We start from the raw sequence: 23,419 nt of genomic DNA, 5'->3' as shown, positions 1-23,419 counted from the left end.
CCGTATGCCAAGTCGATTTGCATCGCCAAATCAATCAGATGCGCCGCATAGAAGGGCGCTGTGTCCGTTTTCGAACAGCCTCCCCAAGAATGACCTGCCCGCTTCTGGACGCTCGGACGAATCCCATCACCCGCCAGACGTGCACGTCCAACAGGGGACAGCCGCGGAGGGCTGCCCCCTGGGCCCTGGCCAGGACTCCGGAACAGGCCAGGCGGTCGGCACGAGCACAGGAACACACCTCCCCAGCCCCGGGAAGAGGCCGCCGCGGCGCGATAGACCAAACCCCTGGGCTGCGGCGACGCCTCGTGGCAGCCGCCGCCTACTCGCGCTGGAAGCGCCAGTTCACCGTCAGCCGTGCCGGCTGCCCGCTGATCTGGTCGACGATCTCGTAGCTGCGGCTGCCGCGCGCGCTGCGGCAGCCGTCGCCGCAGGCGTGGGTGATGTCGAGATCGAGCCGCTGGTCGGTCAGGAATCGATGCGCCTCGCGTTCGCCGCTGAAACTGCCGGGCTTGTCGGACGTGACCGACTCCTGCACGGCCACGGGATAGGGCAGAGGCAGGGCGAAGCGCAGCGAACCCCCTTCGAGGTCGACCTCCACGACCGAGCCGCCCGGCGGGTTGGCCTTGCCCTCAAGGGTGATCTCTCCGGACTGACGCAGCGTGACCTGGCGGTGACAGCTTGCCGCCGGACGACCCGCGCAGATCGGATCGCGGTCGGCTTCCTTCAGGAATTCATCGATCTCGAAACGGCCACTCACCGTGAGCGGCTCGAACACCTGGTAGCGGTCTGCGGGCGCTCGACTGGCGACGGCGACATCGGCGCGGGCACCGCGCACCGCCGCGGAGTTCATGTCGATCCCTTCGGCCATCTTCATGGTCTCGCGCATCAGGCAGGCCTCGTCCTCGCCGCAGCGCTCCGCGATCTTCATCGCATCGTCCATCATCGGCGCCATGTTCTGTGCCGCCCGCATCGCGGCGGCATTGCGCTGGCCCTCGGCCGCCTGCTGCCCTGCGGCCATGCCATGCAGGGCGGCAAAGCCCGACGCCGCGCGCGCCTGCATGCGTACGGTCAGCGCATAGCGGTCGGCGACCCGCCATTCCCGCGCGAGCACGCCATCGCGACTGTTCCAGGTTCCGGCACCGTTGATTTCATACTCGGCGGTAAGGCTGGCAGCGGACCCGGGCACGGATGGCCCCGCGGTGCAGGCCAGCGGCGTGATGCACAGGGCCAGCGCACGCCGGAAGAATGAACGCTTGCAGTTCATCGAAGGCTTCCTCATTGGAGAGCGGGCGAAGAAGTTCTCCACAGGCGCCTGCCCTTTCCCGCGCGCCGGTGGCGGCGCGACCCTTCGATTCGCAGGCCGCGTCATCCAGCTCGACGAGAAACCGTGCAGAGATGAGTCACGTGCTCTCGCGATGTCTACTCGCGAGATTCGTTCGCCTGTCTTGAGAAAGACAGTGGGTCAGTCGCGGTCATAGAAAAACCAGGCGCAGCGCATTCACCCGCGCGCTTGGAAGACGTCTAACGCCGAACGCAGCCTGTGCGCCTGGAGGCTTGCTCTGCGGATCACTCCGCCTGCAGCCTCCGATACAGCGCCGCACCGCGCTGCTGCAGGCCCAGGACCAGGGCGCAGATCAGAACGCCGAGCAGCAGCAATGCCAGCACGGGCAGGCCGATGTCGAGGGCGCTGCCGGTGCCGATCGCGGCCAGCGCGGGGATGCTGCGCGTCGCTGCCAGCGCCACCAGGCCACCCAGCACCGCGCCGAACCCCAGCGCCAGCAGCAGGCCGCGGAAGGCATGTATCGCCAGGTTCAGTGGGCGCGCTCCGAGACAGGCGCGCACCGCCAGGGCATGGCTGCGGGCGCGGGCTTCCACCACCACCATCGACACCAGAGCCAATAGCGCGATCAGCAGGGTGACACCCGCTGTTGTTGTGGCGAACAGCAGACGTGCGCGGTAGCGCGCCTGCGCGCGCTCGGCCAGCGCCGGCAGATGCTGCGGCTCTTCCAGCTTGAAGCGCAGCGCGGAGACAGTGAAAGGTTCGGAGAATGCGCGTTCGACATCGGCAGTCCCAACCCCGCCGCGCATCAGCACATGGAAGCTCGGCACCATCGAGCCCATGCGCTGGTAGACCGTGCCCAGCGGGCTGGCCAGCTCCATGTTGTAGGGCATGGCCTCGACGATGCCGACGATCTCGTAATCCATCGAGGAGGCATCGCGCAGCAGTTCACCCAGCACGCTGGGCTTGCCGAGACGTCGCGCCAGATCGGCCGCAGCTCGCTGGTCCAGCAGCACCTCCAGCGCATAGCCGGAGTCCGGCAGCATTCGCCCGGCCACCAATTTCAGGCCCATCGCCTCCAGCGCATCGCCCTCAATCTGGTTCAGCCGCAGACGCAAGGTAGTGTCGGGCGAGTTGGGCAGGGTGTAGCTGTTCAGCGGCCCCTCGCCCTCTGCGAACGGCCGCAGGGTGCCGAAGCCCACGCGCTCGATTTGCGGCATACGCTCGCGCAGCTGTTCGGCCAGCAGCGCGCGCTCGGCGCTGTCGGCAAAGCCGAAGTCACCCTTGGAATCGGTGGCCTTGGCCTGCGCTGTCCAGGTGCTGTCGCTGTCCATGCCCGCCAGCTCGCCTTGGCGCGCCATCGAGGTCGACAGCGCCCAGTAGCCGAGCAGCAGGGCCGCGCAACTGGCCACGGCCATCGCCACGGTCAGGCCGCGGAACACGCCGCGCAGCACGGGGCTGGTTTCGCGCAGGGCCGGCGCGCCGAAGCGCAGGCCCGCGGCGCGCTCCACCAGATTCGCCACCGCCAGAACAACCAGAAGGGCGAGGCCGCCGCTCAGTAACCATGCCCGCCAAGCAAAGCCGGCGTCGGACTTGGCGGCGTCCTTCAGCAGCAGATGCACGGCCGAGTCCGAAGCCAGCAGGCTGACGAACAGCGGCTCGAAGGCCGCCGCCAGCACCAAGGCTGGAATCAGTCCCACCAGCACATAGCCCAGTCGCAGCATCAAATGCTTGTGCCGCGGCAGACCCAGGCTGAGCAGGGTCCACTCCTCGCGCGCCCGCGACACCCGCATCAGCGCCGCCCACACCGCCAGATTCAGCACCGCCGCGCAAAGCGCAACGAGCGCGATCGCCTGATAGGCATCAAGGCTGGCATCGGCAAGGTTGCGCCATTGGGTCTGGTTGGTGATACCGGGGATGATGCGCAGGCTGTCGAAGGGCGGGTCGATCGACAGCCCCTCGGGCTCGCTGATCGCGGTCTGCAGGCGGGTGCGGAACTCGGCCTCACGGCCTGCCGTGGGCAGGGCGACGGACCAGAAGAAGGGCGTGTAGTCCAGATGTCGACGCGCGTCTTCGTCGTAGAGGATGCCGGGCGCGTGCCACCAGTCGATCCAGACGTCGGTGTAGTGATCGAACAGGCCTGTAAAGCGTTGCGCCACGCCTACCACGCGCAGGCGACGACCCTTGATCTCGATGTAGTCCGGGGTCTGCTGCAGTCGACGCTCGGCGAGGAAGCGCTGCGACACCACCGCAGTGCTGTGGTCCAAAACGCGCTGGTCTGCAGGCCAACCATGGACCTCGACACCCAGAGATTCGAAGAAGCGCGGGGACACCAGATCCACGTGCAGGGTCTCGACCTCGCCACCGACTCGGCCATGAACTGCGCGAGTACCGGATGCGCCGATCAGTGTTCCGCTGCCCTGCAGCCGTTCCTCAAGCGTTCGGATCGTCAACTGCGAGAGGAACATCTCGAAGTCAAGTGCTGCGGAGTAAGTGAAGACGCTGACCGGTTGGCCGTACAAGCGGGTACCACTCAATTCCCCGCTGCCGACGACGACAGACATACGTTGCACCGAGAGGACGGCGGCTAAAGCGAGGGCGAGACCCAACACGGACAGCGCGAAGCTCGTTGCGCGACTGCGAACTGACCTGATCAAGTACAACAGCGGGCTCCTTGAGACGATAGCGATGTCACATCAGTGCATCACGCCACACACGCACAAGGTTGCTGCTGATCCGAGCGCAAAGCTCACTCTTCGCCCTCAGCCGCAGGCTTTGGCATACGGAACCGCTCCGTGTCTCGGAACAGCACCGGCGTTGGGGGCACTCCCTCAACAGGCCGATATCTCCAGAACATAGCCATTGCCATAAACGGGCGCGGATCGACGTCGGGTGGCTCGATCGAGAGAAGCTTGTAGCCGCTAGGCGTCCCTTCCCCGTCAATGACGAACTCGTGCTCGATCACGATTTCCCCGTGCTTGCGAATCAGCTGCGCTGTCTCGATCGCAAGAGGCGGAGCGGTAGGCGCCATTCGCTCGGTTGCTACCCGCCACAGTCGATCAAACTCGGTTCGGTCCACGGTCGGAAGTTCCGCCGCGCTCAAGGGAGGCGCAACGAGCAACGCGAGAATAAGCGTGAGTGACAGGCGCACGGGATCTCCGCAAGGGGAAAGAGGTCATTGAGAAGCGCTCCCCGGCGCGCCTACATGGCGACGGGGAGCGCCCCTTGGTGCTTACGGAATCTGGCAGCGGATGCTGTTGTGATAGATGATGTAGGAGCCGTTGGGACCAAACACAATTCGGTCGCGACCAAAGCAGCCGCCCTCCGTCCAACCAGCAGGAAGCGCGCTTGCCTGAGTTGTGGCGACGAGGGACGCCACGCCGACCACGAGAGCCACGACAAGGCTCGCAATATTAGCTTTCATATTGTCAATCTTCTGAACGTCGCCAATCGCGACGACTGCGAACACTACTGGCCACCCCCCCCTGCCCGTCAAGCAGTTGACGCAAGGGTCTGTCAACTTTCTGCCGGGCAAGCCGATTGGTGAAGTTGTCAACCTGTCAGATCTGACAGGCTCACCAATAACCCGCCCTACCCCTTCCGCATAAACACCGCAAACTCCAGCGTCGCAATCGCGCCCTGCCGATCCGTGCGCGGCGCCAGGCTGACCTTCCACTCGTAGAGCTCGCAGAGGCGCCGCACGATGGCGAGGCCAATACCGCCGCCCTTGCTGCCTTCCGAACTGCTGCCGCGATAACCGCGTTCGAACAGCCGGGCGGCTTCTTCCTCGGGTATGCCGGGGCCGGTGTCGCGCACTTCCACGCGATCACCCAGCACGCTGATGCGGATCTCGCCTTCGCGGGTGTACTTGAAGGCGTTGACGATGAGGTTGCCCAAGGCCACCGCGAGGATCGCCTCGGGCGCGTCGACCAGCACGCCCTGCTGGCCTTCGACGATGACCTCGATGGGTTTCGAGCCGATGTTGACGCGGTTGGCTTCGGCCAGCTGTTCGGCCAAGCGGCGCAGGTCCGTGGCGCCGCTGCCGCGCTCGCCGCGCGAGAGCATCAAGAGCGCGGTGATGAGGTCGGTGCACTGCTGCACCGCGCGCTCGATGCGCTGCAGGCGCTGGCGGGTCTTGTCGTTCAGGTCGGGCTGAGACTGGATCAGCTCGACCGCGCCGCGGATGACCGCCAGCGGCGTGCGCAGCTCGTGGCTGACGTCGGCGTTGAACTCGCGGTCGCGGGTCACCCGCTCGGTCAGCTGATCGGCGTAGTCATCGAGCGCGCTGGCCAGCTGGCCAACCTCGTCATCCGGAAAGTGCGGAGCGAGCTTCTCGGGCGCGCTGCGGCTGCTGTAGCCCTCGACGCGGCGCGCCAGCTCAGCCACCGGCTGCATCACGCGGCGCGAGGACCACAGGCCGATCAGGCCGGCAAGCGCCGAGAACAGGGCCACCGCAGCGATCAGGGTGGTGATCAGCTGACGCTGGCCGAGCGCCTCCTTGGAGTAGTCGTAGCGCAGGAAGCCGACCAGGTCGGAGGCGCGATGCACCGCCAACTTGTACTCGGTGGGTTCGCCGTCGGGCCCCGCTTCGACCACCTGGTGCACGCCCTCGGGCAGCTCGCGCCAGCGAAAGGGCACGCTCTCCTGGCGGTTGCTGCGAACGATGAACAGCTCGATCTGGCGCGAGAACTGGAATTGCGCATCCGGCGCCGGGTTCAGGCGCTTGAAATCGACGAAGTTCTGCGCCTCCTGGGCCAGCCAGTTGTCGACCAGCTGGTTCTCAAGGCGCGTGCGCAGGCCGATCGTGGCCACGGCGAACAGAGCCGTGAGCCCGCTGCCAAGAATGAGGAAGGAGATGATGATCCGGCTTCTAAGCCGGCGTCTGAACTGCTTCGGTGTCGGCAAGGCGATATCCGATCCCGTGGCGGGTGTGGATCAGCGGGCGGTCGAAGGGCTTGTCGAGCGCCGCTCGCAGGCCATGGATGTGCACGCGCAGGGAATCGCTGTCGGGCAGTTCTTCGCCCCAGACGCGGGTCTCCAGCTCCTGCCGGGTCACCACCGAGGGGCTGGCCTCCATCAGGCACTGCAGGATCTTGAGCGCGGTGGGGTTCAGGTTGATCGACTTGCCGGCGCGGGTGATTTCGAGCGTATCGAGGTTGTAGCGCAGGTCGGCCACTTCCAGCACGCGCGGCTGTTGGCCCTTGCCGCGGCGCGCCAGCACGGTCAGCCGGGCCTCGACCTCCTGCAGGGCGAAGGGCTTGACCAGGTAGTCATCGGCGCCGACGTCGAAGCCGGCGAGCTTCTGCTCCAGCGCGTCGCGGGCGGTGAGCATGAGCACAGGCGTCTGCCGGCGCGCGTCCTGGCGCAGCTTGCGGCAGACCTCAAGCCCGTCCATGCCGGGCAGATTGAGATCGAGCACGATGGCGTCGAACTCGTTGACCACGGCCAGATGCAGGCCGGTCACGCCATCGGCGGCGAAGTCGACGATGTGGCCGCGGTCTTCCAGGTAGTCGCCGAGGTTGGCGGCGATGTCGGTGTTGTCTTCGATGACCAGGATGCGCATGGGGTCCGCTGTGTGGTGGGGCGCAGGTGCGCGGGCTGGCGCGGTGGCGTGAACGGCGCCGCTCGGCAAGGTTAACGGTTAACGCGACCCGGGTGGACAGCCCTGCGCACGCTTCGTTCACCTGCGGCCCTGCCGATACACTCGGCGCATGATCACGAGCTGGCCGACCACGCTGAGCCCTGCTGCGCTGCGCGCGCTGCGGGAGTCCCTGCCTGCTTCGGCCCTGCTGCTGGAGACGGCCGATCGCATCGCCTACAGCGCCGACAACAGCAAGCGCCAGGCCTTGCCGCTGGCGGTGGCCCTGCCGGAAACCGCGGACCAGGTCGCCGCCCTCGTGACTGCATGCGCCGAGCACGGCCTGCCGATCACCGCGCGCGGCCGTGGCACCAACACCACCGGCGCCAGCGTACCGATCGCCGGCGGCGTGGCCCTGAGCTTCGAGCGCATGCGCCGCATCGTCGAGATCAACACCGCCGACCGCTATGCCGTAGTCGAGCCCGGCGTCCTCAACGGCGACCTGCAGGCGGCCCTGTCGCCGCTGGGCTTCTTCTGGCCGCCAGACCCGACCTCGGCGCCCTACTCCACCATTGGCGGCAACTTGGCGTGCAATGCTGGCGGGCCGCGCGCGGTGAAGTACGGTGCCTGCCGCGACAATGTGCTGGCCCTGCGCGCGGTCGATGGCTCGGGCTGCGCCTTCCGCTGCGGCGCGCCGACCAGCAAGGGCGCGGTGGGCTTCGACCTGAGCCGCCTGTTGATCGGCTCGGAGGGAACACTGGCCCTGATCACCGAGGCCACACTGAAGCTCACGCCGCTGCCGCCGCTGCGTCGCGGCCTTCGCTTGATCTACGCCGACATCGTCGCCGCGGCGCAGGCGGTGGCGCGGATCATGGCCCAGCCGGTGACGCCCTGCGCGCTGGAGTTCATGGACGGCGAGGCGCTGGCCCTGGTGCGCTCTCGCGGCCTCGGCCTGCCGCCCGGCGAGGCCCTGCTGCTGGTCGAGGTCGATGGCGATGCGGAAGGCATAGAGCGCGCGGCGACCGCTGTGGCGCGTGCCGCGGAAGGCCACGGCCTGAATGATCTGCAGGTCGCGCGCGATGCCGCCGACAGCGAGGCCCTGTGGGCGGCACGCAAGGCGCTGTCGCCGGCCCTGCGTTCGCTGGCGCCCAAGAAGATCAACGAGGACGTGGTGGTGCCGGTCTCGCGCCTGCCCGAGCTGATCGAGGGTGTGCGCGCGCTGGCGCAGAAGCACGGCATCCGCATCGTCAACTTCGGCCACGCCGGCAACGGCAACATCCACGTCAATCTGATGTACGACCCCGCCGAGCCCGGCCGCGATGCCGCCGCCGAGGCCTGCCTCGAAGCCCTGTTCGGGCTGGTGATCGCGCTCGACGGCACGCTCTCAGGCGAGCACGGCATCGGTCTGGCCAAGCGGCCCTTCATGCGCGCCGCGGTGGATGCACGCACGCTGGAGCTGATGACCGCGGTCAAGCGCGCCTTCGACCCCAAGGGTCTGCTCAATCCGGGCAAACTGCTGCCCGACTTCGACTGAGGATGGGCGCGAACGGATGAGCGAACTCGATGCCCTGCTGGCGCGCATCCGCGCCTGCCGCCTGTGCGAAGCGCAGCTGCCGCTGGGTCCGAATCCGGTGCTGCGCGCGCAGGCCAGCGCGCGCCTGCTGATCGTCGGCCAGGCGCCGGGGACCAAGGTGCATGAATCCTCCATCCCCTGGAATGACGCCTCCGGCATCCGCCTGCGCCACTGGCTGGGCCTCGATCGCGAGCAGTTCTATGACGGCCGCCGTATTGCCATCGTGCCGATGGGCTTCTGTTATCCGGGCAAGGGCACGGCCGGCGATCTGCCGCCGCGGCCGGAGTGCGCGCCGACCTGGCATCCGCAGTTGCTGCCGCTGCTGCCCAACCTCCGCCTCACCCTGCTGATCGGCCACTACGCGCAAGCCGGATTTCTCGGCGCCGCGCGCGGCCGCACCCTCACCGACACCGTGCGCGAGCATGCGCGCTACCAGCCGCGCTACTTCCCGCTGCCGCATCCCAGCCCGAGGAATCAGCTGTGGGTGGCCAGCAATCCCTGGTTCGATGCCGAGGTCGTGCCCGCACTGCGGCGCGCTGTGGTCGAGTCACTTGCGGACTGACGCGCATTCACAATGTGCACGGACTCACACGAAAGCCACCAAGCGCGAGTTTCATCACGCTTTACCCGGAGGATCGGGGACGAATGGGTTGATTGCGCGTTTGCAGATTGACACATCACGGCAGCTCGACATAGGTTCCGGTTCGCGATCGCGGGGCATGACGCCCGGCACAGTCTCCGGGGGGAGGCTGGCGCCAACTCACATGGACACGTCGACCCCGTGCTGAGCGCCGGTACCAGAGAGCATCCGCTCCTGCCGGTCCTATCCGCTGCACTCAACGGGGAGTCACACCAGATGAAGAAGCTTTGTTTCGCCGTGGCCGTGGCCATGGCGCTGCCGGGTCTTGCCGCCGCCTCCGAGCTGCGTCGCGCCAGCAAGCCTGTCGATGGCCAGTACATCGTCGTTCTCAAGGAAGACCTGGTCCGCTTTGCGGGCGAAACCTCCTCGCGCCGTCCCGACGTGAGCTCCTTGGCCGTCGACATGGCCTCGCGCTTCGGCCTACAGGTCGACATGGCCTACTCGCACGTGCTGCCGGGCTTCGTGGTCCGCGCCAGCGAGAAGCAGATCGCCGAGCTGCTGGGCGACGCCCGCGTGGCCTATGTCGAGCAGGACGGTTACGTCAGCACCTCGGCGGTGCAGACCGGCGCCACCTGGGGCATCGATCGCGTCGACCAGCGCAACTTGCCGCTGTCGGGCAGCTACGAGTACCTGACCACCGCCAGCAACGTCCACACCTACATCGTCGACACCGGCGTGCTGGGCAGCCACGTGCAGTTCAGCGGCCGCATGGGCAACGGCTACACCGCGATCAGCGACGGCCGCGGCACCGAAGACTGCAACGGCCACGGCACCCATGTCGCCGGCACCGTCGCCGGCACCACCCACGGCATCGCCAAGGGCGCCATCATCCATCCGGTGCGCGTGCTGGGCTGCAACGGCTCGGGCACCAACTCAGGCGTGATCGCCGGCATGGACTGGGTGGCGGCGAACCACATCAAGCCCGCCGTGGCCAACATGAGCTTGGGCGGCGGCGCCTCGACCGCCACCGATGACGCCGTGACCCGCATGCACAATGCCGGCGTCACCGTGGTCGTGGCGGCCGGCAACGACAACTCGAACGCCTGCAATTACTCGCCGGCGCGCGCGCCGGTGGCGATCACCGTCGGCTCCACCACCAATACCGACGCACGCTCGAGCTTCTCGAACTTCGGCACCTGCCTCGACATCTTCGCGCCGGGCTCGAACATCCTGTCGGCCTGGTACACCGGCACCAGTGCGACCAACACCATCAGCGGCACCTCGATGGCCTCGCCCCACGTGGCCGGCGCCGCCGCCCTGTACCTGGCCAACAACCCGAGCGCCACGCCGTCCCAGGTGGCCACCGCGCTGATCAACAACAGCACGCCGAACAAGGTCACCAGCGCCGGCACCGGCTCGCCGAACCGCCTGCTGTACTCGATCTTCGGCGGCGGTACTCCGCCGGCCGACAATCCGCCGACCGCCAGCTTCACCTTCAGCTGCTCGGGCCTGACCTGCTCGTTCAACGGCAGCGGCTCGACCGATGACAACGGCATCAGCAGCTACAGCTGGACCTTCGGCGACGGCGCCACCGCCACCGGCTCCACCGCCAGCCGCACCTATGCCGCAGCCGGCACCTACACCGCCACGCTGACCGTGCGCGACACCGCCAACCAGGCCAACAGCACCAGCCGCACGGTCACCGTCAGCACCGGCCCGACCGCGCCCTGCACCAGCTGCGAAGCCTACAGCGGCACGCTCTCGGGTTCGGGCGCCCAGGCCTTCATCCCGGGCGGCAGCTACTACTACAGCTCGGCGAGTGGCACCCACCGCGGCTGGCTGCGCGGCCCGGCCTCCGGCGCCGACTTCGATCTGGCGCTGCAGAAGTGGAACGGCAGCAGCTGGTCGAACGTCCGCACCGGCACCAGCTCGAGCTCCAACGAAGACGTGACCTACAGCGGCACGGCGGGCTACTACCGCTGGCGCGTGTACTCCTACAGCGGTTCGGGCAGCTACAACTTCTGGATGCAGCGCCCGTAAGAGCTCGACGGAGTGATTGATGAGCGAAAGGCCGGCGGGGCAACCCGCCGGCCTTTTCGTTGGAGGTGCCGGAGTGAGGGCTCTGCACCCTGCGCCGCGAAGCATGGAGTCCGTTCGAAGCGCGACGCGTCAGCTGCGCCGCACGCCCCTGAGCGCTCGGGCCCAGAGAGAGCGCCCGCGTGCGAGTCTTGCTGGAACCCGAGGCTCGCGGCTGGTGGATGCGCTGAGCTTATCCACCCCACGAGTTCGAGCGACGCCTTGCAGCAAAAGTAGCGGCAGCCAGGTATGCGCGAAGGGCACCTATGCGCAGCGCGTGCACCGCAGCGTATCCAACCCTCGGTTTCGAGAGACGCCTTGCAGCAAACGTAGCGGCAGCCAGATGTGCGCGAAGAGCACATAAGCGCAGCGCATGTACCGGAACCTCGCGACAGGCGGGACACGTGTTGGAAGCTGGAGACCGGCCCGGGCTCCGCAGAGCACCGCGCCGACGCGCTGGCATGCGGAAAAGATACGCAGCGCCATAGGGTGGGCGCTGGCCCACCATGCCCTCGACACTCGCCTCGGTACGCGATTCAAGACGCAGTGACCCTGCACTCGATGCACCTCGACGGAGGCAAGACGCCCTCAAGTTGCCCTGGCCCGGCGCGCATCGCATTCGCCCGATTGATCGGGATGGGGCCGGGGCGAGCGTGGAGCTTCGGTGGGCCAGGGCCCACCCTAGGGTGATCGTGGCGAACGGACCGTCGTGGCGAACCGATCGCTCTTTAGAAACGATCGTCGAGACGCCCGGCCCCGCCGCCATTCGTGCGGGGCCGGGCGACTGCGCGAGGCTCAGTCCTTCAACACCCGCTCGAACAGTTTGAAGATGCGCCGGTACTGGTCGAACCAGGCCTCGGGATGCACGTAGCCGTGGCGCTCCAGCGGGTAGCTGGCGAGCTCCCAGTGGTCCTTGCGCAGCTCGATCAGACGCTGGGCCAGACGCACCGAATCCTGGTAGAGCACGTTGTCGTCGATCATGCCGTGGGCGATCAGCAGGTGGCCCTGCAGGCCTTCGGCGTATTCGATCGGTGAGCTCTTGCGGAAGGCTTCCGGGTCGATGTCCGGGGTGTTGAGGATGTTCGAGGTGTAGGGGTGGTTGTACTGCGTCCAGTCGGTGACCGGCCGCAGGGCTGCACCCGCATGGAAGACCCCGGGTTCGCGGAACATCGCCATGAAGGCCATGAAGCCGCCGTAGCTGCCGCCGTAGACACCGACGTTGGCGCGATCGCCCTGGCGGTTCTCGACCAGCCACTCGATGCCATCGAGGTAATCCTCCAGCTCCGGGTGACCCATCTGCCGGTAGATCGCATTGCGCCAGTCTCGGCCGTAGCCGGCCGAGGCGCGGAAGTCGAGGTCGAGCACGATGTAGCCGTTCTCCACCAGCAGCTGGTGGAACATCTGCTCGCGGAAGTACTGCGACCAGCGCAGGTGCACGTTCTGCAGGTAGCCGGCACCGTGCACGAACAGCACGATCGGATAGCGCTTGCCCGGTTCCAGCCGGGCCGGGCCGTAGTACTTGCCCCACACATGGCCTGCACCGTGGCGGCTGGGCACCTGCACGAATTCGGGTGCAAGCCAGGTCTGCGCCTTGTAGGCCTCGCTGCGGGTGTCGGTGAGCGCGCGCATTGCACCGCCGCTCGCCGCCATTACGCCGAGCTGCGGCGGCAGGTATGGCTCGGAGTACAGCAGCAGCAGCCGCTGCTCGTCGGGCGAGAGCACGAAGCCGTTGACGCCGCCGAGCGAGGTCAGCGTCTCGATGCGGTCGCGGCCCAGATCAAGCCGCACCACGTCGTACTTGCCCGGCCATTCCCGGTTGGCCAGCGCGTAGACCTGGCGGCCATCGCGGCTGATGACGGGATCTGAGAACTCCCAGCTGCCGCGCGTGTGCTGCTTGGGTCGCGCATCGCCGCGGCGGGTGTAGAAGTGGCTGTAGCCGTCCTCTTCCGACAGGTACCAGAGCGTGCGGTTGTCGGGCAGCCAGCCGAACTCGTTGAAGTTCCAGTTGATCCAGCCCGGGTCGGTGAGGCGGTGCCGGGTTTCGAGCGCGCGGCCCTCGCGCTGCACCTCGGCGATCCAGCGGTCCTTGTTGTCGACCGCGCGCAGCATCACCGCGGCGCGCGCGCCGTCACGGCTGAACTCCATCGCGTTGACGCGCACCGGGCGCAAACCTTTCAGCGCCTCCTTGCCAGCCGCCGCGCGCAGCTCGGCCAGGGGATCGGTGTCGATGCCCGGCAGCGCCTTCAGATCCAGCGGGTAGGTCTTGCCGTCGGCCAGATCGACCAGCACCAGCGCCTGCCCGGCCGGCGGATTGCGGCCGACGCGCACGCGCACGTCCTCGCTCTCCTCGTAGCCGCTCTCGGTGACGTACTTCGGCATCTTGCCGACGCGACCGGGCTCGCTGCCCTTGGGCTGGGTGACCACCAGCATCCAGCGGCCATCCGGGCTGAGCGCGCTGTCGGCGATCGTCACCGAGTCGCCCAGATAGACCGGCGGCGCGATGCGCGTGGACAGGCCGCGGCGCAGTTCGGACTCACGCGCCGCCTGCGCATCGCGCCAGGCCTTCTCGCGCGCCAGCGTGCCGATCAGACGCAGCTGCATGTCGCGCAGGTCGTCGGCCTTCGGCGCCTCGGCCGGGTCCTTCTCGGCCTTGAGCACCGCGATCGGCCCGGCAAGGCCGGTGCCGAGGTCGTGCACGATCCAGTCGGCGCCGGCGCGGTACATCACCCGGCCGTCGGCCATGAAAGCGGGCGCGGCTTCGGCAACCTCGCTGCGGGTCAGCTGGCGCAGAGCGCCACTGCCGATCTCGCGCAGAAACACATCGCCATCGCGCAGGAACAGCGCGCGCTCACCCGCTGCATCGAACACCGGATTGGGCGCATCCACGCCGCCCAGATCGGCATCGGCCAGTTTAGACGCCGAGCTGCCATCGAAGCCCACGCGATACAGATCGCGCAGCGGGCTGTCGGCGCGCTTCAGCTGGAACAGCGCGGCCTGACCGTCCAGCGACCAGTGCGGGTTTTCGACCGGCGGCCCGATCCAGGCCGGGTCGTCCATGATCTTTTCGAGGTCCAGCGGCTGCGCGCTGCCGGCAAGCGGCAGCAGCAGCGCGGCGCAGTACAGGGCGAAGGTGGCTTTCAGGCGCAGGGGCAGTCGGCGCATCGAAGCGCTCCGTGCAGGCAGTGGAGGAAGCGGCAGCCTAGTCGCGGCCCCGCGCGCGCAACACCGCCGAAGGGCATGGATGCCGGTGGCGATGCGGTCCACGACCATTGCCAGACCACCCCGTACGCTGGCGGCGGGGTAGCGCGCAGCCGCTACAATCCGGCCGTCAACCGCATCCAGGAGCGCGCGTGAGCACGGAAATCGAGATCAAGGTGCCCGACATCGGCGGCCACAGCGACGTGCCGGTGATCGAACTGCTGGCCAAGCCCGGCGACAGCATCGCCAAGGATCAAGGCCTGGTCACGCTTGAATCCGACAAGGCCACGATGGAAGTGCCGAGTTCGCACGCCGGCGTGCTGGTGTCGCTCACGGTCAAGGTCGGCGATGCGGTCAGCGAGGGCAGCGTGATCGCCAGGCTGCGCGTCGAAGAAGCCGGCGCTGCGAAGTCTTCGCCCGCAGCGTCTGCGCCCGCAGCGACCCAAGTTCCGGCGGCGGCACCCACGCCAGCCGCGGCAGCAGCGCCCGCGCCTGCGGCCGCAGCACCCGCACCGAAAGCCGCCAGCGCCAGCGGCCGCGGCGCCGACTACACCTGCCAGCTCGCGGTGCTGGGTTCCGGCCCCGGCGGCTACACCGCCGCCTTCCGCGGCGCTGACCTGGGGCTCGATGTGATCCTGATCGAGCGCTACCCGGAGATCGGCGGCGTCTGCTTGAACGTCGGCTGCATTCCGTCGAAGGCCCTGCTGCACGCCGCGCGCGTCATCGACGAAGCGGCGCATGGCGAAGATTTCGGCGTGACGTTCGGCGCGCCCAAGATCGACCTCGACAAGCTGCGCGCCTACAAGTCGAAAGTGGTGAAGCAGCTGAACGGTGGCCTGGCAGGCATGGCCAAGCAGCGCAAGGTGCGCACGGTCACCGGCACCGGCCGCTTCATCAGCCCGAATGAGATTGAAGTGCAGACTGCCGACGGCGCGAAGATCGTGCGCTTCGAGCACGCCGTCATCGCCGCCGGCTCGCAGCCGGTGAAGCTGCCGGGCATCCCCTGGGACGACCCGCGGGTGATGGACTCCACCGATGCGCTGGAGCTGAAGGAAATTCCGAAGTCCCTGCTGGTGATCGGCGGCGGCATCATCGGGCTTGAGATGGGCAGCGTGTATGCGGCGCTGGGCGCGGAAGTCACCGTGGTCGAACTGGCCGACCAGCTGATGCCGGGCGCGGATCCGGACCTGGTGCGCCCGCTGCAGCAGCGCCTGGCCAAGCGCTTCAAGGGCATCCATCTGAAGACCAAGGTCAGCGGCGTGGTTGCCGAGAAGCAGGGCCTGAAGGTGACGTTCGAGGGCGACAAGGCGCCCGAGGCCCAGCTGTTCGACCGCGTGCTGGTCTCGGTGGGCCGCACGCCCAACGGCGGCAAGATCAATGCCGACGCCGCCGGCGTCGCGGTATCCGAGCGCGGCTTCATCGCCGTCGACCGGCAGATGCGCACCAATGTGCCGCACATCTTCGCGATCGGTGATCTGGTCGGCCAGCCGATGCTGGCGCACAAGGCCACGCACGAGGGCAAGGTCGCGGCCGAAGTCGCCGCCGGCCACAAGACCGAATTCGTCGCCCGCGTGATTCCCAGCGTGGCCTACACCGACCCGGAAATCGCCTGGGTCGGCGTCAGCGAGACCGAAGCCAAGGCCAAGGGCATCAAGGTCGGCGTCGGCAAGTTCCCCTACGCGGCCTCGGGCCGCGCCATCGGCCAGGGCCGCATCGAAGGCTTCACCAAGCTGCTGTTCGACGAAGACACCCACAAGGTGATCGGCGCCGGCATCGTTGGCCCCAACGCCGGCGACCTGATCGCCGAAGTCGGCCTCGCGATTGAAATGGGCGCCGAAGCCAGCGACATCGGCCTCACCATCCACCCACATCCGACGCTGAGTGAATCGGTGGGCATGGCGGCGGAGGTGTATGAGGGGACGATTACCGATCTGTATTTGCCGAAGAAGTAGCTCGGCTCGCCACGAAACGCGCACACAAAGCCACCTGCGGGTGGCTTTGTTGCGTTCTGGCGTGGACTAGCAATCCGGAGCACAGGCACACCGGCTCGTGGCAGACACGTCGTCGATTCGAGCCCGCGTCTACTCGTACGGGTAGAAGGAGCCGGCGGGGGCGAACCCTGACTCGCGCTGCAGATCCAGCGCTGTAGCGACCGAAGGCATGCGGAGAATCAGCGACGTCGCAACCCCGTCGACCACACGAAGACGGCCTTCGTAGTCGCCTGCGGGACAACGCGAGTCTCCACCCTCAGGCAGCGAGAAGGAGACCTCTCCGCGCGTCACCTTCGCAGCCAACACTTCAGGAACGCCCGACAGGTCGCCTTTGCCGCACCTAAGAATCACGTGCATGCCTCGACCGCTGCTGGTGAGCACGAGTTGCACCCCCGGATCCCACATCGCGCCCGTGGAATGCTTCAGATACACCCCCGTCAGCTCGGCCGACGTTGGCGTTGTCGCGAGTGCCGCAGTGGCAAAGGAAAGCGTCATCAGCAGGGACCATCTCATCGCCGTGCTCCCGCGAGGCCAAGGGAAACACCTATTCAAGTCGCCATAGCCATCCACGCGCATCTCGCTTGAGCCATATCTGGTGGATCGAACTCGGTGCATAAAGCATGACCTGATGCTTGGCGCGAAGCGAGCTCTGAGCATCCTGCACCGCCGCGCCCCAGGGCATGCCGAGGCTGGTGGCGCAGTGGCTCGCATGCGCCGCTGAGATCCGAGATCGGGCCTTATGCCGCGCGACAGCCGGCTGTGGCTTTGGCGGGCAGGAGCCCGCGCTCTCCTCGGGGCCCCTGGGGAGCGGCGTGAGGTGGCCGATAAGCCCGCAGGGTCGCCGGCAGGGATGCCGGCGAGGATTTCGACAGGCCAGGGATGGCCTGTCCGAAATCCCCGGCTGCCTCATGCGAACCCTTGGTGCATGGATGCACCAAGGGCGCGGACTAGGGGTGGCCTTTCTCTTGGTTACTTCTCTTTGGCCAAGCAAAGAGAAGTGACTCGGGCGGGCCGCAGGGCCGACCGAAAGCTCTTGATCTTGTTTTCTTCCGGCGACGAACGACCTCGGAACGCGGAAGCCCAGCAGTGCAGGCGTGGGCTGAAGATCCAAGCTGCGCAAGTTGGACGGCGCAGCGGGTCGAAAGGCCGAGCGATGGATGTCTCGTGCGGCGTGGCGCGACAAACCGCAAGGGTCTTCGGCATGCTGTCGCTCACGACAGCCACAACCCCGAGACGCCATGAGCAACCGTGCCGACGCCCCCCGCTACGCCGTGCTGATCGACGCCGACAACGCCCAGGCTTCGCTGGTGGCCGGCATGCTGGCCGAGGTCGCCAAGTACGGCGTGGCAGGGATCAAGCGCGCCTACGGCGACTGGACCACGCCCAATCTCGGGCGCTGGAAAGAGACCCTGCTGGAACATTCCATCCAGCCGATCCAGCAGTTCCGCTACACCAGCGGCAAGAATGCGACCGACAGCGCAATGATCATCGACGCCATGGACCTGCTGCACGGCCAGCAGCTGCAGGGCGCGGCGATCGTCAGCAGCGACAGCGACTTCACCCGGCTGGCCCAGCGCCTGCGCGAGGGTGGGCTGAACGTGATCGGCATCGGCGAGCGCAAGACCCCGCGGCCCTTCGTGGCCGCCTGCGACCGCTTCGTCTACACCGATCTGCTCGGCGGCGAGGAAGCGAAGTCCACCGTCGCGACCGCACCCGCGGATGGCGATGCTGCCCTGCTCGCGCTGCTGGGTTCGGCCGTCGATGCCGCCGCCGAGGACGACGGCTGGGCGCAGCTCGGTGAGGTCGGCAACCAGATCGGGCGCCTGCAGCCCGAGTTCGACCCGCGCAGCCACGGCCACCAGAAGCTCGGCCAGCTGTTCGAATCGCTGGCTGCCTTCGAGATCAAGCGCACACCGGTGGAGCCTGCCGGCCACGTGCGCGTGGAAGTGCGTCGCGCCGCAAACAAACCCAAGCCCGCGCGCGGGCGACGTCGCGGCGGCTGATTCAGGTCGCGCAAACGCGCCGCCTGCCTACGGCCCCGGCCCTCGCGCACAGCGCTCGGGCGTTCGGCGGCGCGCGCGGCATGCCGCGCAAACGCGCCGCCTGCCTACGGCCCCGGCCCTCGCGCACTGCGCTCGGGCGTTCGACGGCGCGCGCGGCATGCCGCGCAAACGCGCCGCCTGCCTACGGCCCCGGCCCTCGCGCACTGCGCTCGGGCGTTCGGCGGCGCGCGCGGCATGCCGCGCAAACGCGCCGCCTCACCCCCAATCCCCGCTCTCATGCTTTCCCGCTACACTCGACCCGCCCGCTTGATCGGGCGGCAGGCGTTACCTGGGCCGGGGGGCTCGTAACTCTGATTGATCGGATGGGCTGCGCTTCATCCGCAGCGCTGTGCCATCCACCTCCTCGCTTCGCGACGCGTCGGTCCACGAAGGCCCGCACGACGGGTCCACCTGAATGCTTTGGGAGGGATTTGAATGCTTCAGCAGTACGGTTTGACTCTGGCACTCGCCTGCGCGGCGCTCGCCATCCTCTACGGCGTGTTCTCGACGCGCTGGATCCTGGCGCAGCCCACCGGCAACGAGCGGATGCAGAAGATCGCGGCGGCGATCCAGGAAGGCGCCAGCGCCTACCTGCGCCGGCAGTACACCAGCATCGCGGTGGTCGGCGTGGTCCTGCTGCTGATCATCGGCTTCCTGCCCGGCCTCGGCTGGCCCACGGCCATTGGCTTTGCGATCGGTGCGGTGTTGTCGGGCCTGGCCGGCTTCATCGGCATGTTCGTCTCGGTGCGCGCCAACGTGCGCACCACCCAGGCAGCCACTGAAGGGCTCAATGCCGCGCTGGCGGTGAGCTTCCGCGGCGGTGCGATCACCGGCATGCTGGTGGTGGGCTTGGGTCTGCTCGGCGTCGCCGGCTACTTCTGGTTCGTCGGCGGCGTGGTCGATGACGAGGCCGCGATCAAGGCGGCGATGCAGCCGATGATCGGCCTGGCCTTCGGCAGCTCGCTGATCTCGATCTTCGCGCGTCTCGGCGGCGGCATCTTCACCAAGGGCGCCGACGTCGGCGCCGACCTGGTCGGCAAGGTCGAGGCCGGCATCCCCGAGGACGACCCGCGCAACCCGGCGGTGATCGCCGACAACGTCGGCGACAACGTCGGCGACTGCGCAGGCATGGCGGCCGACCTGTTCGAGACCTACGCGGTGACCATCATCGCGGCCATGCTGATCGCCGGCATCAGCTTCGCCACCTACGGCTTCGGCGGCGTGATGTATCCGCTGGTGATCGGCGCGGTGTCGATCGTGGCCTCGATCATCGGCACCTTCTTCGTCAAGGTTGGCAGCGACGGCAAGATCATGAAGGCGCTGTACAAGGGCCTGATCGTGTCCGGCGTGCTGGCGGCGATCGCCTTCTGGTTCGTCACCCAGGACATGATCCAGACCCATGCCACGGAAGTGTTCGCCTGCGCCCTGATCGGCCTCGGCCTCACCGCCGCCATGGTGGTGATCACCGAGTACTACACCGCCACCGAGTACGGCCCGGTGCGCCAGGTCGCCAAGGCCTCCGAGACCGGCCACGGCACCAATGTGATCGCCGGACTTGCGGTGTCGATGAAGTCCACTGCGGCCCCCGTGCTGGCGGTCGCCGCCGCGATCTACGCCTGCTACGAGCTGGCCGGCCTGTTCGGCATCGCCGTGGCCGCGACCTCGATGCTGTCGATGGCCGGCGTGATCGTGGCGCTGGACGCCTACGGCCCGATCACCGACAACGCCGGCGGCATCGCGGAGATGAGCGAGCTGGGCCCCGAGATCCGCAAGACCACCGACGCGCTCGATGCCGTCGGCAACACCACCAAGGCGGTGACCAAGGGCTATGCGATCGGCTCGGCCGGTCTGGCCGCGCTGGTGCTGTTCGCCGACTACGCGCACAAGCTGGACGAGAAGTTCGGCGTCGACGCCATCGACTTCTCGATCGACCGCCCGGACGTGCTGATCGGCCTCTTGATCGGCGGCATGATCCCTTTCCTGTTCGGCGCCTACGCCATGCAGGCGGTGGGTCGCGCGGCGGGTGCGGTGGTCGAGGAAGTGCGCCGCCAGTTCCGCGACATCAAGGGGATCATGGAAGGCACCGGCAAGCCGGAGTACGACAAGGCCGTCGACCTGCTGACCCGCGCGGCGATCAAGGAAATGATCCTGCCCTCGATGCTGCCGCTGTTCATCCCCGTACTGGTCGGCCTGCTGCTGGGCCCGGCCGCGCTCGGCGGCCTGCTGATGGGCACCATCGTCACCGGGCTGTTCGTGGCGATCTCGATGTGCACCGGCGGCGGCGCCTGGGACAACGCCAAGAAGTACATCGAGGAAGGCCACCACGGCGGCAAGGGCAGCGAAGCCCACAAGGCCGCGGTGACCGGCGACACCGTGGGTGACCCTTACAAGGACACCGCCGGCCCGGCCATCAACCCGCTGATCAAGATCATCAACATCGTCGCCCTGCTGCTGGTTCCGCTGCTGTAAGCGCTGCCATCAGCGTTTGACCCCCACGCGGCCCGCCTTGTGCGGGCCGCGTGCGTTGGGGCTCGACCGATGTCTTGGTGCGCCGCAGCAGCCGATCCCGTATCCTTCGCGCCGCGCGGGTGGCCCTTCAATCAGGGTGGCTCTGGCTGACGGGGCCTCGTGGAATGCCCCGGGTGCCGGGCCTGACCCGCTTCCGACTTTCTTCCCTACCCCCGCAGGAGCCAGCCATGGGCCTCGAACTTGTTCCCTCCGGCCGCGATGTGCCGAACGAGATCAACGTCGTCATCGAAATTCCCAAGGATGCCGAGCCGGTCAAGTACGAGGTCGACAAGGACACCGGCGCGATCTTCGTCGACCGCATCCTGTCGACGCCGATGCGCTATCCCTGCAACTACGGCTATGTGCCGCACACGCTCTGCGGCGATGGCGACCCGGCCGACGTGCTGGTGATCCTGCCCCTGCCGCTGATCCCCGGCGCGGTGATCCGCTGCCGTCCGGTCGGCGTGCTGAAGATGACCGACGAGGCAGGCTCGGACGAGAAGCTGCTCGCCGTGCCGGTGGGCAAGGTGTTCGGCGGCTACAGCCACATCAACGACATCGAGCAGGTCTCGGGACACTGGCTGGAGCGCATCGGCCACTTCTTCGAGCACTACAAGGATCTCGAGAAGGGCAAGTGGGTCAAGCTGGACGGCTGGGGCAATGCCGCCGAGGCCAAGGCGATCCTGATGGACGCGGTGAAGCGCTACAACAGCAGCGACGACAAGCCGAAGTTCTGATGCGGCGATGGACGCCCGCGCAGCGATCCGGCGGATGAACGCAACGCCCGGCCCCTGGCCGGGCGTTGTCGTTTACGGTTGCGCCAAAGGGGAGATCCGCCTGCGGCCCTTCGCCTGCAGGGCGGCCCTTTGCAGCGGGGCGCACGCCCGCTCTGACCAATCCCGAATCCCGAATCTCCAATCCCGGCTCTGGTCACGGCGCGCATGCCCGCGACAGCAGTGACTGGGCTTCAGCCGCGCGTCACCCGGTTGCGGCCGGCCTTCTTCGAGGCGTACATGGCCTCGTCGGCGCGCTTCAGCAGTTCCTCGGCACCGGCGTCCGGATGCCAGGCGCTGGCGACCACGCCGATGCTGGCGGTGCAGGACAACGGCGCCTCGGGGCCGCTGCCCACCAACGGCAGCAGTTCGATACGCTCGCGCACGCGCTCGGCCAAGCGCTCGGTGGTGGCGACATCGGCGCCGACCAGGATCAGCACGAACTCATCACCGCCCAGCCGCGCCACGATGTCACTCCCACGCACCAGGCCGCGCAGCAGCTGGGCCACGGCGGCAAGCACGCGGTCGCCGGCGCTGTGGCCGAAACCGTCGTTGATCTGTTTGAAGTTGTCGAGGTCGACGAAGACCAGACCGAAGTCAGTGCCCAGCGTGCGCCGGCGTTCGACCTCGCCCTGCAAACGGGCGATCGCGGTCCGACGGTTGGGAAGGCCTGTCAGTGGATCGGTCTCGGCCAAGGCCCGCATTTCATCGCGCTGTCGGCGCAGGCTGGCCAGCCGCATCATCAGCATCGAGCTCGAAGCCACGGCGATCCAGGCGGCGCCAGCGACATAGGCCTCGACCTTCCAGCCGCCCAGCAGCGAGGGCAGGAACACGCCAGACGCGCTGACGAGCGCCAAGGGCAGGGCGCCGACCAGGTTGGCCATCGGCAGCAGGCGGCGCCTCAGCATGCCAGGTAGCGAGACCAGCACCACCCCACCAAACAGCAAGGCCACGCCGAATTCAGCCCAGGCGGCGAAGGTGGGAATCGCATGCCATGGCAGCAGCCAGGCGGGCACAGCCAGCGTCGCCAGGAGGACGCAGCCCATGCTGATCAGGCGTGCGCCCCGCGAGTTCGTGCGCAGGCGGGTCGATGTCATCATCAGAAACACGGTGATGGACGCCACCAGCAGGGGCGAGCTGAGCAGGAGGCGCAGCCGCGCCTCACCAACCGGAAGCCAGGCTTCGGGGAATCCCGACAGCCCCGTGACGAGGGCGCTCCACACCACCACCAGCGCCGTGTTCACCGAAAGGCTTGCCAGGGCGACTTCCCGCAAGGCGACCCAGGCCAGGGCGGTCGAGAACACCACGCTGAAGGTGATCGCGAGCACCGCCACGCGGAAGGCGAAGCGCAGGGCATCGGCGCGCTGTACGGCGGCCGGCGGGCCGATATCGATCACCACCGGCCACAGGTCGAGCACCGCGCCAGAGACGGACACCTGCACGGGATTGCGGCTGCCCTGGGCCGGCACGAACACGCCGCCCACGCCAGTGCGGAAGCGCGAATCCGCGCGCGCACCATCGCCGTATTGCCCGCAGTAGACGCGATCGCCCTGGGTGATGCGCACGCGATCCACCGCGATGCCGCTGACCAGCACCGCCACCGGTTTGGCGGTCCAGCCCACCGCCGGCGCCTCGATCCGGTGGCGCGTCCAGCCTTCGCCATCGGTATCGGCGTCGGAGCAGTCCACCGGCAGGCTGCGCACGCCCGCCGATTCCGGGTGGGCGCGGATCACCGCCTCGCCCGCCGCGACTCCGCTCGTCTGCAGGCACAGCGCCAGCAGCAGGAGCAACAGCGCGGCGAAGCGCGGCGGGGTCGACATC

The 23,419-nt window shown here is 67.8% G+C and carries 16 protein-coding genes; 7 read left to right on the top strand and 9 right to left on the bottom strand.

Features of this window, described 5'->3' with window-relative positions; all coding sequences use genetic code 11:
- Window positions 1-319: 319 nt before the first annotated feature.
- The 6 genes from BLP83_RS09000 to BLP83_RS08980 all read right to left on the bottom strand — a co-directional run bounded on the left by BLP83_RS09000 (window position 320) and on the right by BLP83_RS08980 (window position 6,842).
- Entirely contained in the window at window positions 320-1,264 is a 945-nt protein-coding gene (locus BLP83_RS09000; protein ID WP_091241605.1) for a hypothetical protein, read from the bottom strand.
- A 302-nt stretch (window positions 1,265-1,566) separates the two neighbouring features.
- Window positions 1,567-3,843 (bottom strand): ABC transporter permease, encoded by a 2,277-nt coding sequence (locus BLP83_RS08995; protein ID WP_143006624.1) that lies wholly within the window; start codon window positions 3,841-3,843, stop codon window positions 1,567-1,569.
- Window positions 3,844-4,028: 185 nt separating this feature from the next.
- Window positions 4,029-4,430: a hypothetical protein gene (locus BLP83_RS08990; RefSeq protein WP_091241601.1), complete on the bottom strand. Its 402-nt coding sequence runs from the start codon at window positions 4,428-4,430 to the stop codon at window positions 4,029-4,031.
- 81 nt (window positions 4,431-4,511) lie between these two features.
- A complete protein-coding gene (locus BLP83_RS18275) occupies window positions 4,512-4,748 on the bottom strand; it encodes a hypothetical protein (protein WP_143006623.1) in 237 nt (78 codons plus the stop codon).
- A 122-nt stretch (window positions 4,749-4,870) separates the two neighbouring features.
- Window positions 4,871-6,190: a sensor histidine kinase gene (locus BLP83_RS08985; RefSeq protein WP_091241600.1), complete on the bottom strand. Its 1,320-nt coding sequence runs from the start codon at window positions 6,188-6,190 to the stop codon at window positions 4,871-4,873.
- Entirely contained in the window at window positions 6,150-6,842 is a 693-nt protein-coding gene (locus BLP83_RS08980) for a response regulator transcription factor (protein WP_091241597.1), read from the bottom strand. The genes BLP83_RS08985 and BLP83_RS08980 overlap by 41 nt, the downstream gene beginning before the upstream one ends.
- A gap of 148 nt (window positions 6,843-6,990) precedes the next feature.
- On the opposite strand from BLP83_RS08980, the gene BLP83_RS08975 reads away from it, so the two are divergent.
- The 3 genes from BLP83_RS08975 (at window position 6,991) to BLP83_RS08965 (ending at window position 11,050) form a co-directional block, all read left to right on the top strand.
- Window positions 6,991-8,391: an FAD-binding oxidoreductase gene (locus BLP83_RS08975; protein ID WP_091241594.1), complete on the top strand. Its 1,401-nt coding sequence runs from the start codon at window positions 6,991-6,993 to the stop codon at window positions 8,389-8,391.
- A gap of 16 nt (window positions 8,392-8,407) precedes the next feature.
- Window positions 8,408-8,992, top strand: coding sequence for a uracil-DNA glycosylase family protein (locus BLP83_RS08970; protein WP_091241592.1), 585 nt, complete (start codon window positions 8,408-8,410; stop codon window positions 8,990-8,992).
- A gap of 294 nt (window positions 8,993-9,286) precedes the next feature.
- Window positions 9,287-11,050, top strand: coding sequence for a S8 family serine peptidase (locus BLP83_RS08965; RefSeq protein ID WP_091241590.1), 1,764 nt, complete (start codon window positions 9,287-9,289; stop codon window positions 11,048-11,050).
- A gap of 831 nt (window positions 11,051-11,881) precedes the next feature.
- Here BLP83_RS08965 and BLP83_RS08960 read toward each other — a convergent pair.
- Window positions 11,882-14,248 carry a S9 family peptidase gene (locus tag BLP83_RS08960; protein WP_091241587.1) on the bottom strand — a complete coding sequence of 789 codons (2,367 nt, stop codon included), beginning with the start codon at window positions 14,246-14,248 and terminating at the stop codon, window positions 11,882-11,884.
- Window positions 14,249-14,436: 188 nt separating this feature from the next.
- On the opposite strand from BLP83_RS08960, the gene lpdA reads away from it, so the two are divergent.
- Window positions 14,437-16,236: a dihydrolipoyl dehydrogenase gene (gene lpdA / locus BLP83_RS08955; protein WP_091241585.1), complete on the top strand. Its 1,800-nt coding sequence runs from the start codon at window positions 14,437-14,439 to the stop codon at window positions 16,234-16,236.
- Window positions 16,237-16,365: 129 nt separating this feature from the next.
- Here lpdA and BLP83_RS08950 read toward each other — a convergent pair whose 3' ends face one another.
- Window positions 16,366-16,788: a hypothetical protein gene (locus tag BLP83_RS08950; protein ID WP_143006622.1), complete on the bottom strand. Its 423-nt coding sequence runs from the start codon at window positions 16,786-16,788 to the stop codon at window positions 16,366-16,368.
- 725 nt (window positions 16,789-17,513) lie between these two features.
- Between BLP83_RS08950 and BLP83_RS08945 the strand changes: the two genes are divergently transcribed.
- The 3 genes from BLP83_RS08945 to ppa all read left to right on the top strand — a co-directional run bounded on the left by BLP83_RS08945 (window position 17,514) and on the right by ppa (window position 21,562).
- Window positions 17,514-18,278: an NYN domain-containing protein gene (locus BLP83_RS08945; protein ID WP_091241580.1), complete on the top strand. Its 765-nt coding sequence runs from the start codon at window positions 17,514-17,516 to the stop codon at window positions 18,276-18,278.
- Window positions 18,279-18,752: 474 nt separating this feature from the next.
- Window positions 18,753-20,786 (top strand): sodium-translocating pyrophosphatase, encoded by a 2,034-nt coding sequence (locus BLP83_RS08940; protein WP_091241577.1) that lies wholly within the window; start codon window positions 18,753-18,755, stop codon window positions 20,784-20,786.
- A gap of 227 nt (window positions 20,787-21,013) precedes the next feature.
- The gene (ppa, locus tag BLP83_RS08935) at window positions 21,014-21,562 is read left to right on the top strand and encodes an inorganic diphosphatase (protein WP_091241573.1); all 549 of its coding nucleotides are present in this window, start codon (window positions 21,014-21,016) and stop codon (window positions 21,560-21,562) included.
- Between the two features lie 230 nt (window positions 21,563-21,792).
- Here ppa and BLP83_RS08930 read toward each other — a convergent pair whose 3' ends face one another.
- Entirely contained in the window at window positions 21,793-23,418 is a 1,626-nt protein-coding gene (locus tag BLP83_RS08930) for a GGDEF domain-containing protein (RefSeq protein ID WP_091241570.1), read from the bottom strand.
- Window position 23,419: the final 1 nt, after the last annotated feature.

Source organism: Aquimonas voraii, from assembly GCF_900101825.1.
GTDB classification, from domain to species: domain Bacteria; phylum Pseudomonadota; class Gammaproteobacteria; order Xanthomonadales; family Xanthomonadaceae; genus Aquimonas; species Aquimonas voraii.
Note: the sequence above shows the minus strand (reverse complement) of the source record. Positions and strands in the feature narration are given on the sequence as shown.

What these genes read in the sequence shown, in the direction of transcription:
- BLP83_RS08995 (WP_143006624.1), bottom strand. Translation starts at nt 3,843, where the DNA reads ATGTCTGTCGTCGTCGGCAGCGGGGAATTGAGTGGTACCCGCTTGTAC.
- BLP83_RS08980 (WP_091241597.1), bottom strand. Translation starts at nt 6,842, where the DNA reads ATGCGCATCCTGGTCATCGAAGACAACACCGACATCGCCGCCAACCTC.
- BLP83_RS08970 (WP_091241592.1), top strand. Translation starts at nt 8,408, where the DNA reads ATGAGCGAACTCGATGCCCTGCTGGCGCGCATCCGCGCCTGCCGCCTG.
- BLP83_RS08940 (WP_091241577.1), top strand. Translation starts at nt 18,753, where the DNA reads ATGCTTCAGCAGTACGGTTTGACTCTGGCACTCGCCTGCGCGGCGCTC.
- BLP83_RS08950 (WP_143006622.1), bottom strand. Translation starts at nt 16,788, where the DNA reads ATGAGATGGTCCCTGCTGATGACGCTTTCCTTTGCCACTGCGGCACTC.
- ppa (WP_091241573.1), top strand. Translation starts at nt 21,014, where the DNA reads ATGGGCCTCGAACTTGTTCCCTCCGGCCGCGATGTGCCGAACGAGATC.
- BLP83_RS08960 (WP_091241587.1), bottom strand. Translation starts at nt 14,248, where the DNA reads ATGCGCCGACTGCCCCTGCGCCTGAAAGCCACCTTCGCCCTGTACTGC.
- BLP83_RS08930 (WP_091241570.1), bottom strand. Translation starts at nt 23,418, where the DNA reads ATGTCGACCCCGCCGCGCTTCGCCGCGCTGTTGCTCCTGCTGCTGGCG.
- BLP83_RS09000 (WP_091241605.1), bottom strand. Translation starts at nt 1,264, where the DNA reads ATGAACTGCAAGCGTTCATTCTTCCGGCGTGCGCTGGCCCTGTGCATC.
- BLP83_RS08975 (WP_091241594.1), top strand. Translation starts at nt 6,991, where the DNA reads ATGATCACGAGCTGGCCGACCACGCTGAGCCCTGCTGCGCTGCGCGCG.
- BLP83_RS08945 (WP_091241580.1), top strand. Translation starts at nt 17,514, where the DNA reads ATGAGCAACCGTGCCGACGCCCCCCGCTACGCCGTGCTGATCGACGCC.
- BLP83_RS08965 (WP_091241590.1), top strand. Translation starts at nt 9,287, where the DNA reads ATGAAGAAGCTTTGTTTCGCCGTGGCCGTGGCCATGGCGCTGCCGGGT.